A 14,577-nucleotide genomic window follows, 5' to 3' on the forward strand; every position below is an offset into this window, starting at 1 on the left:
GTGAAGCTTGACTCCATGTACCAGGAAGTGATCCTGGACCACTACAAGCACCCCCACGGGCGTGGCCTGCGGGAGGGCGACGCCGAGGTGCACCACGTCAACCCGACGTGCGGCGACGAGATCACGCTCCGCGTGAAGTACGACGGCGAGACCATCGCCGACGTCAGTTACGAGGGCCAGGGCTGCTCCATCAGCCAGGCCAGTGCCTCGGTACTCAACGAGCTGCTCGTCGGAAAGCAGCTCGGCGAGGCGCAGAAGATCCAGGAGACCTTCCTGGAACTGATGCAGTCCAAGGGTCAGCTGGAGCCGGACGATGCGATGGAGGAGGTGCTGGAGGACGCGGTCGCGTTCGCCGGTGTCTCCAAGTACCCGGCCCGGGTCAAGTGCGCGCTGCTGAGCTGGATGGCGTGGAAGGATGCGACGGCGCAGGCGCTGTCCGAAGGGAAGACGGCATGAGCGAGAACGAGACTCTTACCACGAAGCCGGCCTCCGAGGAGGAGGTCCGCGAGGCGCTGTACGACGTGGTCGACCCCGAGCTGGGCATCGACGTCGTCAACCTCGGCCTGATCTACGGCATCCACGTCGATGACGCCAACATCGCCACCCTCGACATGACCCTGACGTCCGCGGCCTGCCCGCTGACCGATGTCATCGAGGACCAGGCGAAGTCCGCGACGGACGGCATCGTCAGCGAGTTGCGCATCAACTGGGTCTGGATGCCGCCGTGGGGCCCGGACAAGATCACCGACGACGGTCGCGAGCAGCTGCGCGCGCTGGGCTTCAACGTCTGATTCACGTCGTTTCCCGTTTCGGGGCGACGAACGGCCATGCACGCCAGGCAGACTGGCGGGCATGGCCGTTCGCTTTTACCATCTCGCCGTCGATGCCCATGATCTGCCGCTACTGGCCCGCTTCTGGTGCCGCGTGCTGGACTGGCAGGTGCTGTTCGAGGCCGAGGACGAGATCGTCATCGGCGCCGACGCGTTCGCGATGCCGGGCATGTGCTTCCTCCCCGTACCGGAGGGGAAGACGGTCAAGAACCGGCTGCACATCGATCTGGCCCCCGACGACCAGGCCGCCGAGGTCGAGCGGATCATCGCGCTCGGTGCCCGGCGGCTGGACGTGGGACAGGGCGAGGATGCGACCTGGGTCGTGCTGGCCGACCCCGAGGGCAACGAGTTCTGCGTACTGAGCCCGAAGAACTCGCTCGTGGACTGAGCCCGTCCGCTACTGCGGCGGCGGACCGTGGGGGGCTCCGCCGGACTGGTCTCCGTACGGGGCTCCGCCCGGCTGTCCCCCGTACGGAACTCCGCCCTGCTGCGGTACGCCGGCTGCCTCGGCCAGCACCGGGCCCAGGTTCTCCGTCCGCATCCGCCGGTCGACGTACAGCAGACCGGTCACCAGCTGCGGGAACGTCGTCGAGATGATCTGGCTCACCATCTGCCCCAGCATCATCGCGACGAAATAGCCGCCCATCGCGACCATGATCGCCGTGGGGCTCGGGTCGCTGCCCAGGGAAGAGGTGCCGATGATGCCGGGGAACATACCGAGGACCGAGAACGGCATCTGGATGAAGTAACCGGCCGTCGCAGCCATGACGTAGACCAGCAGCGTGATGCCGAAGATCCGCCACCAGTCGCCGCGTACCAGCTGGGAGGAGCGGCGCAGCGCGGCCACCGGGCGCTGGCCCTCGAAGACGACGACCGCCGGTGCCAGGCAGAACTTGACCCAGAGCCAGGCGGCCAGCGGTCCGGTCGCCAGGGCGCCGAGGACGCCGACCGTCATGGCCGTGGCGGCGCCGCCCGAACTGCCGTCCAGGGTGATGAGCGCGATGATCACCCCGACGAAGGCCATCATGATCAGCAGCATGGGTACGACCACGATCAGTGCCGTGAGGATCAGCGTGCCGATCACCGGGGCGACATTCGACCAGGCCCGGCGCCACACGGTGGAGAAGTCGACGGGCCTGCCCAGCACCGCCTCCTGCAGCACCACAGGGACCGCCGCGTACATCAGGCCCGAGACGATCATCATCGCGATGATCCCCAGCACGGCGAGGACGCCCACCGCGGTCACGAGCGAAACGATGTCCGCCGGAGCGGGCTCCTCCTCGTAACTGAGCGAGACCAGCCTGTCCAGCGGATCGGCGACGGCGGAATAGGCGATGGCCACCGCCGCCGCCATCAGCAGTGCCGCGCCGCCGTACAGGGCGGCGCCCATGCCGAACAGCTGTTTCCAGTACTTGCCCATCGTCGAGAAGGCACCGTTGAGCAGATCCCCGAGCCTGAGAGGCGCGAGGGGTATCACCCCTGGCTTCGGCGGCGGAACCCAGCCGCCCCATCCCGGCGGTCCCGGAGGTCCCCCGTACGGAATTCCGCCGTACGGTGCGCCCCCGTATGCGCCGCCGCCCCACCCTGCGTCCTGCGCCACTGCTACTCCGTTGTGTTGTTGTGTCGTGCATTCATCATCCGGTACGACCGGTCGGGACACCGTAGCGCCCCGTGACGGCGGTGCATCCCGTGCGGGCGCGTCCAGGCGTTGCGTACGGTCGTACGCAACGCTGTGTACACTCGTACGCATGGGATACGGACTGCTTGCCGTGGCGATAGCGGCGGAGGTGGCCGGGACGACGGCCATGAAGTACAGCGAGGGATTCACCCGGCTGTGGCCCTCGCTCTTCACGGTTGTGGGCTATGTGCTGGCGTTCGCGCTGCTCGCCCAGACCCTCAAGACGCTCTCCGTCGGAACGGCCTATGCCATCTGGGCGGGGGCGGGCACGGCAGCCGTCGCCGCCATCGGGATCCTGTGGATGGGCGAGTCCGCGGGCCCGGTCAAGCTGGCCGGCATCGCGCTGGTCATCGCAGGGGTCGTGGTGCTCAACCTCGGCGGTGCCCACTGATGGTGCGCCGTTACGACCCCGAGCGGCGCGACCGCATCATCGACGCGGCGATCCGTGTCGTCGCGGACCGGGGCATCGCGGGTCTCAGTCACCGGTCGGTGGCCGCCGAGGCCGATGTGCCGCTCGGCTCGACGACGTACCACTTCGCCTCGCTGGACGAACTGCTGATCGCCGCGCTGCGCCGGTGCAACGACAACTTCGCCCGGGTCGTGCGGGAGAGCGCGTACCTCGCGGATCCGGCGGCCGATCTCGCCGACGAGCTGACACGGCTGCTGACGGAGTGCTTCGAGGGCGGGCGCGGCCCTTTGGAGCTGGAGTACGAGCTGTACCTCGCAGCTCTGCGCCGGCCCGCCCTGCGGCCCGTGGCCGCGGAGTGGACCGACGGTGTGGGCCGCCTGCTGGCCGACCGCACCGACCCGGCCACCGCGCGGGCGCTGGTGGCGCTGCTGGACGGGATCAGCCTTCAGGTGCTGCTCACCGGGGGTGACTTCGACGCGGAGTACGCCCGGGAGATGCTGGCCAGGATCGTGGACGGGGCCGCGCGCTGATCACTGTCGCCGGACGGTGGCCAGTGCGGCCTGCACGCTCGCCTCGATGTCGGTGATCGGGTAGAGCGCCTCGACGACCGTCCGGTCCCTGTCCACCACCAGCGTCAGCCGCTTCAGTCTGCTGACGCCCGACGCGCGGAAGGTCGGCAGTCGCAGGGCTGCCGTCAGTGTCAGCGCGGCATCGGAGAGCAGTGGGAAGCGCAGCCCCTCCTTGTCGGCGAATGCCCGCTGTTCGTCCGGGCGTTGGGTGGACACCCCGTGAATGGTCGCGCCGGCTGCGGTGAACTCGGCCAACTGGTCCCGGTAGGTGCACGATTCGAGGGTGCAGCCCGTCGCGCCCGGAATCCCGGACCAGCCCGGCGGGTAGGCGTCCTTTCGGGCGTACGCGCTGGGGAAGCAGTACAGGACGGTGTACGGGGTGCCGGCGACGGGGTCGCGCAACTCGCCGTCGTAATCCAGTAGTTCCAGCTCGGGCAGCCGGGTGCCCACCAGTGACTGCACCCGCGCCGCCTCCTTCGAGTTCTCCGCGGTCGTCGCCATCGTCTCCCCTTCCCCCAGTACCCACGCGTCGCCCCAGTCCTGGAGTGCGATCAGTACGGGCAGCAGTGCCCGCCCGCGCGGGGTGAGCCGGTATTCGTAGCGGACCGGCCGGTCCTGGTACGGCTCCCGGGCCAGGACCCCGGCCTCCGTCAGCAGGCGGAGCCGCTCGGTGAGCACCTTGCGGGACACGCCCAGCTCCTGCTGGAGCGCGTCGAAGCGGTGCACCCCGCGTGCTGCGTCGCGCACGATCAGCAGGGTCCACCAGTCGCCCACGACGTCGAGCGCCTGGGCGATCGCGCAGTCGGCGTCGGCCAGGCTGGTGCGCTGAGGCATGGCTGCCCCTTCCTGCTCGGTTGACCCGGGCACATCATGCTGCCATAGTCCGTTCCCAAAAGGAACTCACCCTGGGGGAACGGGATGGGCATGCTGCGCGGCGTACCGAGGACGGTACGGCTCCTGGCGTTCGGCGCCTTCGTCAACTCCGTCGTCAGCTTCACCTTCGTGTACCTCTTCGTGTACCTCACCGGACCGCGCGGCCTGTCCGTCGCCCAGGCCGGGGTGATCAGCGGCATCGGTGGTATCGGGCTGGTCGCGGGGAACTTCACCGGCGGCTCGCTCGGGGACCGGTACGGCCATCGGAGGATGCTCCTGGCCGGCGCCTGTGTGAGTGGCGCCGCGCTCGTCACCCTGCCCGCGCTGCCCGTCGCCGCGCTGTACGCGGTGCTGCCGCTCGCCCAGTACGCGTCGGGCGTCGTGCGTGCCGCCGACGCCGCACTCGTCGCGGTCTCCGTGCCCGAGGGCGGGCGGCGCCAGAGCTTCGCCCTCACCCGCTTCGCGTCGAACGGCGGCTTCACCGTGGGCCCGCCGCTCGGTGCGCTGATCGCTGCCCACTACTCGTACGACTGGCTGTTCCTCGCCGACGGCCTGGGCACCCTGCTCTTCGCCGCCTACGCTGCCGCCATCCTGCCGGCCCGTGGCACCGCGCACAGCAAGCCCGCGCACGACCCCGGTGCGCCGGGCCTCCGGCACGAGCTGCGCGCCAGACCGGCGGTGCCGGTCCTGCTCGCCGCGATCGTCTGCGTCGACCTCGTATACCGGCAGCAGTACTCCACGCTGCCCGTCTTCCTCGCCGACCACGGCTTCGACGCCCAGTTCTACGGCTGGCTGCTCGCCATCAACGGCGGCGTCATCCTCTGCCTCGAACTGCCCGCCGCGCACGTGCTGCGCAGGCGGGCACCGCTGAGCATCGTCGGCACCGGACTGCTTCTGGTGGGCCTCGGCTACGCGGTGCTGATCCCCGGGGCCGGGGTGCTGTTCGCTGTGACGATGATGCTGTCGCTGACGGCGGGCGAGATCCTCTACAAGACCACGGCCACGGCCTACGTGGCCGACCAGGCACCCGCCCATGCACAGGGGCGCTTCCAGAGCCTGTACGCGGGTGCGTCCATCAGCGGCCAGGTCCTGGCGCCACCCCTCGGCGGTGCGCTCTACGTCGCCTCGCCCGCCCTGCTCTGGCCGGTCTGCGCAGCCGTGGCCTGCGGCGCGGGCGCGGCCGTGCTGGCGGCACGGCGGCTGAGTGAACCCCGTTCGGGTTCCCGGGGCCACGGTCGGCACCCGGCCGGTCAGGGACGGCCTCGGCAGGCCGGCGCCGGCGGTGAGCACGTCAAGCCGCTCCTGCACCAGGACGAAGAACAGCAGAATCATCGAGGCGGAGGGAGACGAACACGCTCCGGCAGCTGAGACCGGTTCGCCCGCGAAGCGCTCCGCCCGTTAGGTTCTGTTCATGACCGACACGACTTCCCAGGGCTCCGCCCGCACCACCGGCGCCGTCGCCGCCGGCCTCGCCACCCTCGCCGGTGACGGCACCGTCCTCGACACATGGTTCCCCGCCCCCGAGCTCGTCGCAGACCCCGGACCGGCCGGTACGCAGCGCCTCGGCGCCGACGAGGCGGTGAACCGGCTCGGCGAGGGCGCGGCCAGGGCCATCGGTGTGGACGCACGTCGAGGGGTGGAGGTCGTCGCCGTGTCCACGGTCATCTCCTCGCTCGACGACAAGCCGCTCGACGCCCACGACACCTACCTGCGGCTGCACCTGCTCTCGCACCGTCTCGTCCAGCCCCACGGCCAGAACCTCGACGGCATCTTCGGCTTCCTTGCCAACGTCGCCTGGACCTCGCTCGGCCCGGTGGCCGTCGACGACCTGGAGAAGGTCCGGCTCAACGCCCGCGCGGAGGGCCTGCACCTCCAGGTCACCTCGGTGGACAAGTTCCCCCGGATGACGGACTACGTCGCACCCAAGGGTGTACGGATCGCCGACGCCGACCGGGTCCGGCTCGGGGCGCACCTGGCCGCCGGTACGACCGTGATGCACGAGGGCTTCGTCAACTTCAACGCGGGCACGCTCGGTACCTCCATGGTCGAGGGCCGCATCTCCGCGGGTGTCGTCATCGGCGACGGCTCCGACATCGGCGGCGGTGCGTCCACCATGGGCACCCTGTCCGGCGGCGGCAAGGAGCGCATCGTCATCGGACAGCGCTGCCTCATCGGCGCCGAGGCCGGCGTCGGGATCGCGCTCGGCGACGAGTGCGTCGTCGAGGCCGGGCTGTACGTCACGGCCGGGACCCGCGTCACGCTGCCGGACGGACAGGTCGTCAAGGCCCGGGAGCTCTCCGGCGCCTCGAACATCCTCTTCCGCCGCAACTCGGTCTCCGGCACCGTCGAGGCCCGCCCGAACAACGCGGTCTGGGGCGGACTCAACGAGGTACTGCACAGCCACAACTAGCCCGTAGCGGCGAGCAGTTCCTGATACACCCTGCGCAGCCCGTCGGTCGCCTCGCGGCCGGCGGGCTGCAGCGGTTCGCGGACCGGGCCCGCGTCCAGCAGCGCCTTCGCCGTGACCGTGCCGGGCAGGCCGGAGGACATCATGGCCTCGACCAGGTGGACGACGAGCCCGTTCAGGCGGGCGGCCTCCGCCGTGTCGCCGGCGTCGAACGCGTCCAGCACCGCCCGCATCCGGCGTGGGGCTACATTGGCGACCGTGCTCACGTAACCGGCGCCGCCGACCGCGTACAGCGGAAGGTTCAGCTCCTCGCAGCCCGAGTAGTAGGCCAGCCGGGTGCGCGCCATCACCTTCGTCGCCCCGAGCAGGTCGTACGCGCAGTCCTTGACCGCCACGATGCGGGGGTGCTCCGCCAGCCGCAGCAGGGTCTGCGGTTCGATCCTCGTGCCGGTGCGGCCCGGGATGTCGTACAGCATCAGGGGAATGCCCGTGGCCTCCGCGACCCTGACGAAGTGCGCCTCCACGGCGGCCTGCGGGGGACGGCTGTAGTACGGGGTGACCACCAGCAGCCCGTCCGCGCCGGCCGCCTCCGCCTCCTCGGCCAGGCGGACCGTGTGCCGGGTGTCGGAGCTCCCGACACCCGCGAGGAGCGGGACGCCGTCGCCGACCGCTTCACGGACCGCCCGCAGCAGGGCGGTCTTCTCCTCGTCGGTGGTGGTCGGGGACTCACCCGTGGTGCCGCTCAGCACGAGACCGTCGCAGCCTTCCGCGACCAGGGTCAGGGCGTGCTCGCGGGCGGCGACCAGGTCCAGATCACCGGCGGCGGTGAACGGAGTGATCATGGCGCAGAGGGCGCGGCCGAAGGGCCCGGCCGGGTTGGCTGTCATGCCCGAAGTGTCGGCGCGGTGGACCGTACAGGTCCACTTAGATCTGCTTGGGGTGACGGTGAAGAGACGGTCAACTTTGCCCGGTCCTGAAGGACCGGGCTTGGAGATAGGGCGCCACTGGCTGTGGTATGGCCTCCTCCGTCTTGGCCACCTCTGGGGTGGCTGGGACGCGTGACTCACGCCCCGCTGTCCACGCAGCTTCGCCCTTGCGGTCGATGTTGTGGGACGCGTTGTCGTCAGCGTGCATGGTGACGCCGCAGGCGCGGCACGCGAACGTTGCTTGATCGACCCGGTTCTTTCGGTCGGTGTACCCGCAGGCGGAGCATTGCCGGCTGGTGTACGCCGGATCGACGTATACCAAAGGCACCCCGGCCCGGCGTGCCTTGTATTCGATGAAGGAGCCGAGCTGGTGGAAGCTCCATGAGTGCAGTGGTGTCCGCTGGTCCTTGCGGAGCCGTACCCGGTCGCGGATGCCCGTGAGGTCTTCCAGGGCGATACCGCGACCGGTGCGTTCAGCGGTCGTGACGATCTTCTTCGAGATGATGTGGTTGATGTTCGCGGCATGCCGCGCTTCCTTGCGGGCACGCTGTTTCAACAGGCGCCTGGCTGATTTGGTGCCCTTGGTCTGGAGCTTACGGCGCAGTTCGATCTGCCGTTTGCGGTACCGGTTCAGCCCGCGCCCGGCGGCCCGGTAGCCGGTGGAGGTGGTGGCGACGTTGACGATCCCGAGGTCCACGCCGATGAACCCGGACGGGTTCTCGTTGGCCGGGGCCTCGGGTACCTCGCACACCGCGATCAGGTAGAGCACGCCGTCGCGTTCGATCAGGTCCGATTCGCCCCTGCGGTACTCGCGGAGCGTTTTGAGCGCGCCGGCGGAGCAGACGAAGCGGACGTTCTTCAGCCGCCCCGACGTGGTCCAGATGCTGACGGTCTGCGCGTCGTACTGCCAGGACAGGCACCGGTCGTCAAACGGGTGCGCGGCCTGCGGACGGAACACGACCGGCTTCGACTCCGCTTTGACCCGACGCTTCGATCCAGCTCTGCCCAGGTTGCCCGCCCGGATGTTGGCCCGCAGGGTGGTGTAGCCGTCACAGACCTTCCTGATCGTGTGCTGGGCTGCCTGCGCACCGAGTCCGGATGCTTTCAACTCGGCGTAGGTGTGCTTCCGCAGTTCGTACTCACGCGGCACGCCGTGCTCGAACGCCACCGTGGAAACCCAGTTGGCCCGGTCGTTGACGGTGCGCAGGGTCGCGCTGATGGCCGGTGCCTGCACGGCATCCGGCATCAGCTTCACCTGCACGACGATTTTCATGCGGGACATGTTAATACAGTTGGTCTATGCCATCACGCTGGGAACCGAACTCGAACATTCGTAGGCGTCGTACGGTTGCCTACCCTCCACGCCCATTTGGTCCTCACTCCGAGGTTCCGGGCGGACGTTTCACCAACGAGATTCTTCGGCGCTGCGAGGAGGTCATGCGGTCCGTCTGTGCGGACTTCGAAACCGAGCTGGTCGAGTTCAACGGCGAGCGTGACCACGTCCACCTTCTCGTGCGCTACCCACCGAAGTCGCCCTCTCCGAACTGGTGGGATCTCTCAAGGGCGTCTCCCCCGCAGGCTCCAGGAATACCCCGACCGCATCCGCACATATCTGTGGGGTACGCACTTCTGGTCACCCTCGTACTTCGCGGCGAGCTGTGGCGGCGAACTGCTGACCGGCATCAAGAAATACAAGGAATACATCGAGCAGCAGAAACATCCGCCGTGACCCGCTTTTCAGAGCAACCCAGACAAGCGATTCCTCCCGGGGCTGAAGCCCCGGGCTCCTTCGCCAGCGTTCTGACCGCGTTGGTTCACCGGGTTCCTGCCCGTGCTGAGGGTGGGGCCGGCTGGATGAGGGCCGACATCTCATCCAGCGTGTGGAGTCGTGTTGGTGGCAGAACCGGTCAAGTCACCCTCACCAGCAAGCCCAACCACTCAGCCCGGTGGCCATCCCGGTGACGGGAGCAGATCACGCTGAACTCACCTTCTGGCATGATCGAACATGTAAGCGGCAGACCGTTCCAGGGGTGGGGTACACGGGTATGCGGGTACGGAAAACGATGTCGGCCGCCGTGTTCATGGCCGGCGCGCTGACACTCTCGGGCTGTTCCGGCTTTCTCGTCCCCGCGGGCGAGGGGGAGCCCGTTCCGGCGCCGAGCGCGGCGAGCACCGAACGTGCGCAGACCGGCGGGGTCCGTGCCGAGCCGCTTCCCGCGCCTTCCGTCTCGGCGGACGCACCTGCCCAGGGCGCTCCGAGCCCCGACGCCTCGACGGCGGACTGCCCCGCCTCGGGCGCCCGTGTCGAGATGGGCCAGGTGCAAGCCGCGATGTTCCACCGCGCCGTCGTGCTCACGCTCGTGAACTGCGGTACGAAGCCCTACCGCGTGAACGGCTATCCGTCCGTCCGGGCGCTGGGTGAGGACGGCGAGCGGATCCCCGTCCCCGTGAACGCGGACGGCTCGATGTTCGGCAACGACCAGGGACCGAAAGGCGTCACGTTGAAGCCGGGCGGAACCGCAAAGGCGATCCTGGCCTGGGTCTCCACCAAGGAGGGCGGCGACCTCATCGAGGGGGACGCCCTGGAGATCGCTCCCGCCCCCGACACGGGCGCCCGGGTCTTCCCGCTGGAGGGCCACGACCTGCGGCTGATGGACGAGCTGAACACCACCGCGTGGAGCACCGAACTGCCGGAATGAACGCAGTTGACCTCAAGCGTGCTTGAGGTGTGACGGTGGTGATCGGCGGCGCACCGCGGGTGTGCGCCCGGAGAGGACCCTCGTCATGCCGTCCGTACAGTTCAACTCCCTTCCCGAGATCACGCGTTCCGACTCGGGCATCGTCAAGGTCAGCACCTGGGACGCCGGTTCACCGAAGCGGCAGCGGCAGACGGTCGAGGCGGTGCGCGCGGCATGGGGCGGCCGTGACTGGCCGCACCCGGGGCTGCTCTCGTACACCGTGCATACCGGGGAGGGCGGCAGGACGCTGCTCCACTACGCGCAGTGGACCGGTGAGGAGGCGTACCAGGACTTCGTGAACAGCGGCCGGGACGCGCGCGATGCCGAGATCGACGCGGCCGTTCCCGGCATCGAGCGGCTCGGGCTGCACACGTTCGAGCTGTACCGCTCGGGGCTCCGGGAGGGCGACACCCGTGAGCCGGGCTGCGTCGTGATCGTCGACGTCGAGTTCGACGGGCCGGACCCTGCCCGCCAACGGGACTGGGTGGACGCGGTGTTCGAGGCGCTGGGCGCCGATCCGGCACCGGCGCCCGGCGGCATTTCGGCGCACTTCCACGTCGGTACCCGGGGCGACCGCGTACTCAACTACGCCGAGTGGGAAACGGCCCAGGCCCATGCCGACGCCCTCGCCTCGGCGGGCGAGGGCGTCGGATCCCCGACACCGCAGTGGAAGCGGCTTCAGAACTACCCGGGTGTGTCCGGCGGCGGCGTGCACCGCTACACCCCCGCGCTCAGCCTCGGAGCGGGCCTGTGACAGAACCGGGCGGCTCGGGACGAAATGCGTCTACGCTGGGGCTGCGGCGCCCGGCCCGTACGCAAGGGCCCGCGCCGTGCGCAACGGGGTCCGCCCGTGCGCACGGGGTCCGCCACCGCGCAACGGTTCGGCCCCGCACACACCCCGAGCTCGCCCGAGGAGAACCCCCTGATGTCCGCAGAGCGCCCCTCCCTGCCGCCGGTGCGGCTGCACACCGAGGCCGAGCTGGCACGGGACGCGCTGGCCGCTCCGCTGCTCGCCCGCGCCGTCCGGCTCGCCCGCTGGGCCGGACCCGCGACCCGGGTCGGCGCAGGCGGCGAGCTCGTCGAAGCGCAGCTGCCCGCAGCGGCGGAGCACCTCGGTCTCAGTGACGACGAGGACGGAGCCGCGCACGCCAGCGAGGCATGGCGCCTCGCTGTCGACGCCGGGCTCGTGGACGTCGAGGACCCGCAGGACGAGGACGGCAAGCCGGACGACGAGGCGGAGGGCACCGCCACCGCCGGGGAGAACCTGGCGCTGCTGACCGCCGGATCCCCGCAGGACGTCCTCGCCATCTGGCTCGACGGTCTGGAGGCCGTGCACGCGGACGCCATCGCGCCGGCGTTCGACGACTTCGCCGATCTCATCCGTGAGGACGGCAGCGTCGACTTCGATGCTCTGGACTGGGACCCGGAGACGGAGGCCGAATTCCTCGACGGGGTGCTCGGCAACCTGTATCTGCTGAGCCTCTCCGAGGACGGACCGGGCGAGGGCCCCGTGCCGCTGCCCGCCCTCGCCGCGTCCATGGTCGTGCCCGAAGACATGGATGAGCCCACCGACGACGTCCTGGAACAGGTGTCGGAGGCGATGATGCGGCTGGACGACCAGTTCCGGCTGCTCGAGCCCATCGGGATCGTCGAATACCGGCCGGTGGACGAGGCGTTGCTGACGGAGGAGGGTGAGGAGGCGGTGCCGCCCGCCGACGACGAGGACGTCACCCGGTACGGGCTGGTGAAGCTGACGCCGCTCGGCTTCTACGGCATCCGGGAGCGGATGCTGGAGGCCGGAGTGGACGCCCCCGCGGTCGGTGACCTCGCGGACAAGGGCGCCGACGTGCTCCTCGACGGCATCGCGTACTACCCCGAGGACGCCGCCCGGACCGAGGTCGAGCTGTGGCTCGGGCGGCGCGGAGCGGACGGAGCGGTGGCCGCCGCGGCCGAGCTGCTGGTGGCGGCGCGCGGCGCGGACCAGGGCGGCCCGCTGCGCAGGCTCCGCTGCCAGCAGGCCCTTGCCCTGGCCGGCCCGGAGGCCGAACCCGCGGTGCGTGCGGTGCTCGGCGACCCCGAGCTCGGCGGACTGGCCCGGGTCTGGCTCGCCGAACGCGGCGCGGCCGACGTGCCCGCGCCGCCGGAGTCGATGGTCTTCTGGCTCGCCATCGACACGATCGCCGCGCAACTGGACGCCGACGGTGACCTGGACGAACTCCAGGAGCTGGTCGAGGGACTCTCGGGTCAGCACAGCGGTTTCTTCGACGAGGCGTGGCGGGTGGAACACCCGGCGACGGCCGATGTGCTCGAGGCGGTCGGGCGGCTGCACCGCGACAGGAAGACGGCGAAGGCCGCCCGTAAGGCCGCCTTCAAGGCGCGGTCGCGCAAGAAGAGCTGAGCGGGACCCGAGCCTTTTCGGCCAGTGGAGAACGGCCGGGATGCGGCCGGATGCCTGGTTCGTCCTCAAAGGCCGGACGGGCTTGGTGTCCGGGACCGCTCGAAGTCGTGCGGCGTTCAACTGGTGTTGGTGCGGGGGAGGGAACGTGATCGCGCCAACCAACCGGCCACGCTGCAGCAGGAGTCCGTGATGTCGTTCACGCGCAGGGAATTCACCAGACAGTCCGCCCTCACCGGTGCCGGTATCGCTCTCACCGGCGCCGTCGGCACGCTGGCCACCGCACCCGGCGCCCTGGCCGCCGAGGACGCGCGGCACGGCCACGGAAACGACCACGACGACCACGACGGCCACGGGCACGGCAAGGAGCTGGGCTACGGCCCGCTGCTCCCCGACCCGAAGGGCATCCTCGCGCTGCCCGCCGGATTCTCGTACCGCATCGTCACGCACAGCGGTGTCACCACGCTGGAGACCGGCGAATCCACTCCCTCCAACCACGACGGCACCGCCGCGTTCGAGGGCCCCCGCGGCGTCACCCTCCTCGTCAACAACCACGAGCTGAGCGGCACCAGGGCCGGCTGGGAGCACCCCGTCCCGCTCACCGAGGGCTTGGTCTACGACCCGGTCGCGGCCGGTGGCTGCACCGTCGTGGAGACCCGGCGCGACGGTCGTACCGCCGAGTGGGTCGGCATAGCCGGTACGTCCACCAACTGCGCGGGCGGCAGCACCTCCTGGGGCACCTGGCTCACCTGTGAGGAAACAGAGGACAAGGCCGGCAAGAACGGTCTGCTCAAGGACCACGGGTACGTCTTCGAGGTCGACCCCTACGACAAGCGCGCCAACCGGGACCCGCGCCCGATCAAGGCGTTCGGCCGGTACGCCCACGAGGCCGTCGTCATCGACCCCAAGCGCGGCCATGCCTATCTGACCGAGGACGCGTCGGGCCCCAACGGCCTGCTCTACCGCTGGGTCCCGCCGCACGGCTTCACGCACGGCCGCGGCAAGCTGCGCACCCTCGCCGACGACGCCGGTGTCCTGCAGGCCACCAAGTGCTTCGACAAGAAGGGCGCGTTCGTCGACGACCTGTCCCGCGCCACGGAGATCGGCACGGTCTACGGCGTGGACTGGGTCGACGTACCCGACCGCGACGCCAGGACCGTCTCCGTGCGCAAGCAGTTCGACAACACCCAGGTCACCCGTGCCCGCAAGCTCGAGGGCATGTGGTGGGGAGACGGCGGCGCCTACCTCGTCTCCTCGTTCGCCCGGAGCGAGAGCCCCGTGCCGCACGACGGCCAGGTCTGGTTCTACGACCCCAAGCGCCGCACGCTCACCCTGAAGGTGCTCCTCGGCGTCAACCCCGACCCGTCCAAGGACGGCGCCCTCGACGGCCCGGACAACATCACCGTGTCGCCGTACGGCGGCCTGGTCATCTCCGAGGACGGCGAAGGCATCCAGCACCTCTTCGGTGCGACGGACAGCGGCCGCACGTATCCGATCGCGCGCAACGAGCTGAACGCGGGCACCGAGGACGACCCCTCGTACAGCGAATTCACCGGTGTCACCTTCTCGCCGGACGGGAAGACGCTGTTCGCCAATATCCAGACGCCCGGCATCATGCTCGCCATCACGGGCCCGTGGAAGCGCCAGCCGAACCGGCACTGACACCCGGCCGTGCACGGCATGCGAGGGAAATTCCCTCGCATGCCGCGCAGTTGTTCTCCTAGAGTCAGGGCCATGCACCTCCCGGTGCGA

Annotated in this window: 15 protein-coding genes and 1 pseudogene; 12 read left to right on the plus strand and 4 right to left on the minus strand. The window is 69.9% G+C overall.

The genetic code is table 11. The features are described from left to right. From sufU to ACFWBQ_RS31815, 3 genes are all read left to right on the plus strand, one after another. Complete coding sequence (sufU, locus tag ACFWBQ_RS31805) at window positions 1-456, plus strand: Fe-S cluster assembly sulfur transfer protein SufU (protein ID WP_356419811.1); 456 nt, start codon at window positions 1-3, stop codon at window positions 454-456. Beyond that, the gene (locus ACFWBQ_RS31810; protein ID WP_014045248.1) at window positions 453-791 is read left to right on the plus strand and encodes a metal-sulfur cluster assembly factor; all 339 of its coding nucleotides are present in this window, start codon (window positions 453-455) and stop codon (window positions 789-791) included. The genes sufU and ACFWBQ_RS31810 overlap by 4 nt, the downstream gene beginning before the upstream one ends. A gap of 61 nt (window positions 792-852) precedes the next feature. Continuing rightward, on the plus strand, window positions 853-1,218 hold the full coding sequence (locus ACFWBQ_RS31815; protein WP_385504550.1) for a VOC family protein: 366 nt from the start codon (window positions 853-855) through the stop codon (window positions 1,216-1,218). Window positions 1,219-1,227: 9 nt separating this feature from the next. On the opposite strand, the gene ACFWBQ_RS31820 is transcribed toward ACFWBQ_RS31815, so the two are convergent. Next, on the minus strand, window positions 1,228-2,307 hold the full coding sequence (locus ACFWBQ_RS31820) for a hypothetical protein (protein ID WP_385504554.1): 1,080 nt from the start codon (window positions 2,305-2,307) through the stop codon (window positions 1,228-1,230). A gap of 271 nt (window positions 2,308-2,578) precedes the next feature. On the opposite strand from ACFWBQ_RS31820, the gene ACFWBQ_RS31825 reads away from it, so the two are divergent. Together ACFWBQ_RS31825 and ACFWBQ_RS31830 are read left to right on the plus strand one after the other, a co-directional pair. Beyond that, window positions 2,579-2,899, plus strand: coding sequence for a DMT family transporter (locus ACFWBQ_RS31825; RefSeq protein ID WP_385504557.1), 321 nt, complete (start codon window positions 2,579-2,581; stop codon window positions 2,897-2,899). After that, window positions 2,899-3,447 (plus strand): TetR/AcrR family transcriptional regulator, encoded by a 549-nt coding sequence (locus ACFWBQ_RS31830; protein WP_385504561.1) that lies wholly within the window; start codon window positions 2,899-2,901, stop codon window positions 3,445-3,447. Before ACFWBQ_RS31825 ends, ACFWBQ_RS31830 begins: the two co-directional genes overlap by 1 nt. On the opposite strand, the gene ACFWBQ_RS31835 is transcribed toward ACFWBQ_RS31830, so the two are convergent. After that, complete coding sequence (locus ACFWBQ_RS31835; RefSeq protein WP_385504567.1) at window positions 3,448-4,320, minus strand: winged helix-turn-helix transcriptional regulator; 873 nt, start codon at window positions 4,318-4,320, stop codon at window positions 3,448-3,450. 84 nt (window positions 4,321-4,404) lie between these two features. On the opposite strand from ACFWBQ_RS31835, the gene ACFWBQ_RS31840 reads away from it, so the two are divergent. Further along, entirely contained in the window at window positions 4,405-5,727 is a 1,323-nt protein-coding gene (locus tag ACFWBQ_RS31840) for an MFS transporter (protein WP_385504570.1), read from the plus strand. 43 nt (window positions 5,728-5,770) lie between these two features. Then, entirely contained in the window at window positions 5,771-6,769 is a 999-nt protein-coding gene (dapD, locus tag ACFWBQ_RS31845) for a 2,3,4,5-tetrahydropyridine-2,6-dicarboxylate N-succinyltransferase (protein ID WP_385504574.1), read from the plus strand. Here dapD and dapA read toward each other — a convergent pair. Together dapA and ACFWBQ_RS31855 are read right to left on the minus strand one after the other, a co-directional pair. Further along, window positions 6,766-7,653 (minus strand): 4-hydroxy-tetrahydrodipicolinate synthase, encoded by an 888-nt coding sequence (gene dapA, locus ACFWBQ_RS31850; protein ID WP_385504578.1) that lies wholly within the window; start codon window positions 7,651-7,653, stop codon window positions 6,766-6,768. The genes dapD and dapA overlap by 4 nt on opposite strands. A gap of 70 nt (window positions 7,654-7,723) precedes the next feature. Continuing rightward, the gene (locus tag ACFWBQ_RS31855) at window positions 7,724-8,965 is read right to left on the minus strand and encodes an RNA-guided endonuclease InsQ/TnpB family protein (RefSeq protein WP_385504581.1); all 1,242 of its coding nucleotides are present in this window, start codon (window positions 8,963-8,965) and stop codon (window positions 7,724-7,726) included. A gap of 26 nt (window positions 8,966-8,991) precedes the next feature. Here ACFWBQ_RS31855 and tnpA point away from each other — a divergent pair. From tnpA to ACFWBQ_RS31880, 5 genes and pseudogenes are all read left to right on the plus strand, one after another. After that, window positions 8,992-9,421: pseudogene (gene tnpA, locus ACFWBQ_RS31860) on the plus strand (IS200/IS605 family transposase). 316 nt (window positions 9,422-9,737) lie between these two features. Then, window positions 9,738-10,391, plus strand: coding sequence for a DUF4232 domain-containing protein (locus ACFWBQ_RS31865; protein WP_385504585.1), 654 nt, complete (start codon window positions 9,738-9,740; stop codon window positions 10,389-10,391). Between the two features lie 85 nt (window positions 10,392-10,476). Further along, entirely contained in the window at window positions 10,477-11,184 is a 708-nt protein-coding gene (locus ACFWBQ_RS31870) for an antibiotic biosynthesis monooxygenase (protein ID WP_385504589.1), read from the plus strand. Between the two features lie 171 nt (window positions 11,185-11,355). Beyond that, complete coding sequence (locus ACFWBQ_RS31875) at window positions 11,356-12,828, plus strand: hypothetical protein (RefSeq protein WP_385504593.1); 1,473 nt, start codon at window positions 11,356-11,358, stop codon at window positions 12,826-12,828. 189 nt (window positions 12,829-13,017) lie between these two features. Continuing rightward, entirely contained in the window at window positions 13,018-14,487 is a 1,470-nt protein-coding gene (locus ACFWBQ_RS31880) for an alkaline phosphatase PhoX (RefSeq protein ID WP_385504598.1), read from the plus strand. Window positions 14,488-14,577 lie beyond the last annotated feature (90 nt).

The sequence above is a fragment of the Streptomyces sp. NPDC060035 genome (assembly GCF_042736635.1).
Classification (GTDB): domain Bacteria; phylum Actinomycetota; class Actinomycetes; order Streptomycetales; family Streptomycetaceae; genus Streptomyces.

Bases quoted from the DNA above. Each gene is read 5' to 3' on its own strand.
- ACFWBQ_RS31810 (WP_014045248.1), top strand. From the start codon at position 453: ATGAGCGAGAACGAGACTCTTACCACGAAGCCGGCCTCCGAGGAGGAG.
- ACFWBQ_RS31835 (WP_385504567.1), bottom strand. From the start codon at position 4,320: ATGCCTCAGCGCACCAGCCTGGCCGACGCCGACTGCGCGATCGCCCAG.
- ACFWBQ_RS31865 (WP_385504585.1), top strand. From the start codon at position 9,738: ATGCGGGTACGGAAAACGATGTCGGCCGCCGTGTTCATGGCCGGCGCG.
- dapD (WP_385504574.1), top strand. From the start codon at position 5,771: ATGACCGACACGACTTCCCAGGGCTCCGCCCGCACCACCGGCGCCGTC.
- ACFWBQ_RS31830 (WP_385504561.1), top strand. From the start codon at position 2,899: ATGGTGCGCCGTTACGACCCCGAGCGGCGCGACCGCATCATCGACGCG.
- ACFWBQ_RS31875 (WP_385504593.1), top strand. From the start codon at position 11,356: ATGTCCGCAGAGCGCCCCTCCCTGCCGCCGGTGCGGCTGCACACCGAG.
- ACFWBQ_RS31870 (WP_385504589.1), top strand. From the start codon at position 10,477: ATGCCGTCCGTACAGTTCAACTCCCTTCCCGAGATCACGCGTTCCGAC.
- dapA (WP_385504578.1), bottom strand. From the start codon at position 7,653: ATGACAGCCAACCCGGCCGGGCCCTTCGGCCGCGCCCTCTGCGCCATG.
- ACFWBQ_RS31880 (WP_385504598.1), top strand. From the start codon at position 13,018: ATGTCGTTCACGCGCAGGGAATTCACCAGACAGTCCGCCCTCACCGGT.
- ACFWBQ_RS31825 (WP_385504557.1), top strand. From the start codon at position 2,579: ATGGGATACGGACTGCTTGCCGTGGCGATAGCGGCGGAGGTGGCCGGG.
- ACFWBQ_RS31855 (WP_385504581.1), bottom strand. From the start codon at position 8,965: ATGAAAATCGTCGTGCAGGTGAAGCTGATGCCGGATGCCGTGCAGGCA.
- ACFWBQ_RS31840 (WP_385504570.1), top strand. From the start codon at position 4,405: ATGGGCATGCTGCGCGGCGTACCGAGGACGGTACGGCTCCTGGCGTTC.
- ACFWBQ_RS31815 (WP_385504550.1), top strand. From the start codon at position 853: ATGGCCGTTCGCTTTTACCATCTCGCCGTCGATGCCCATGATCTGCCG.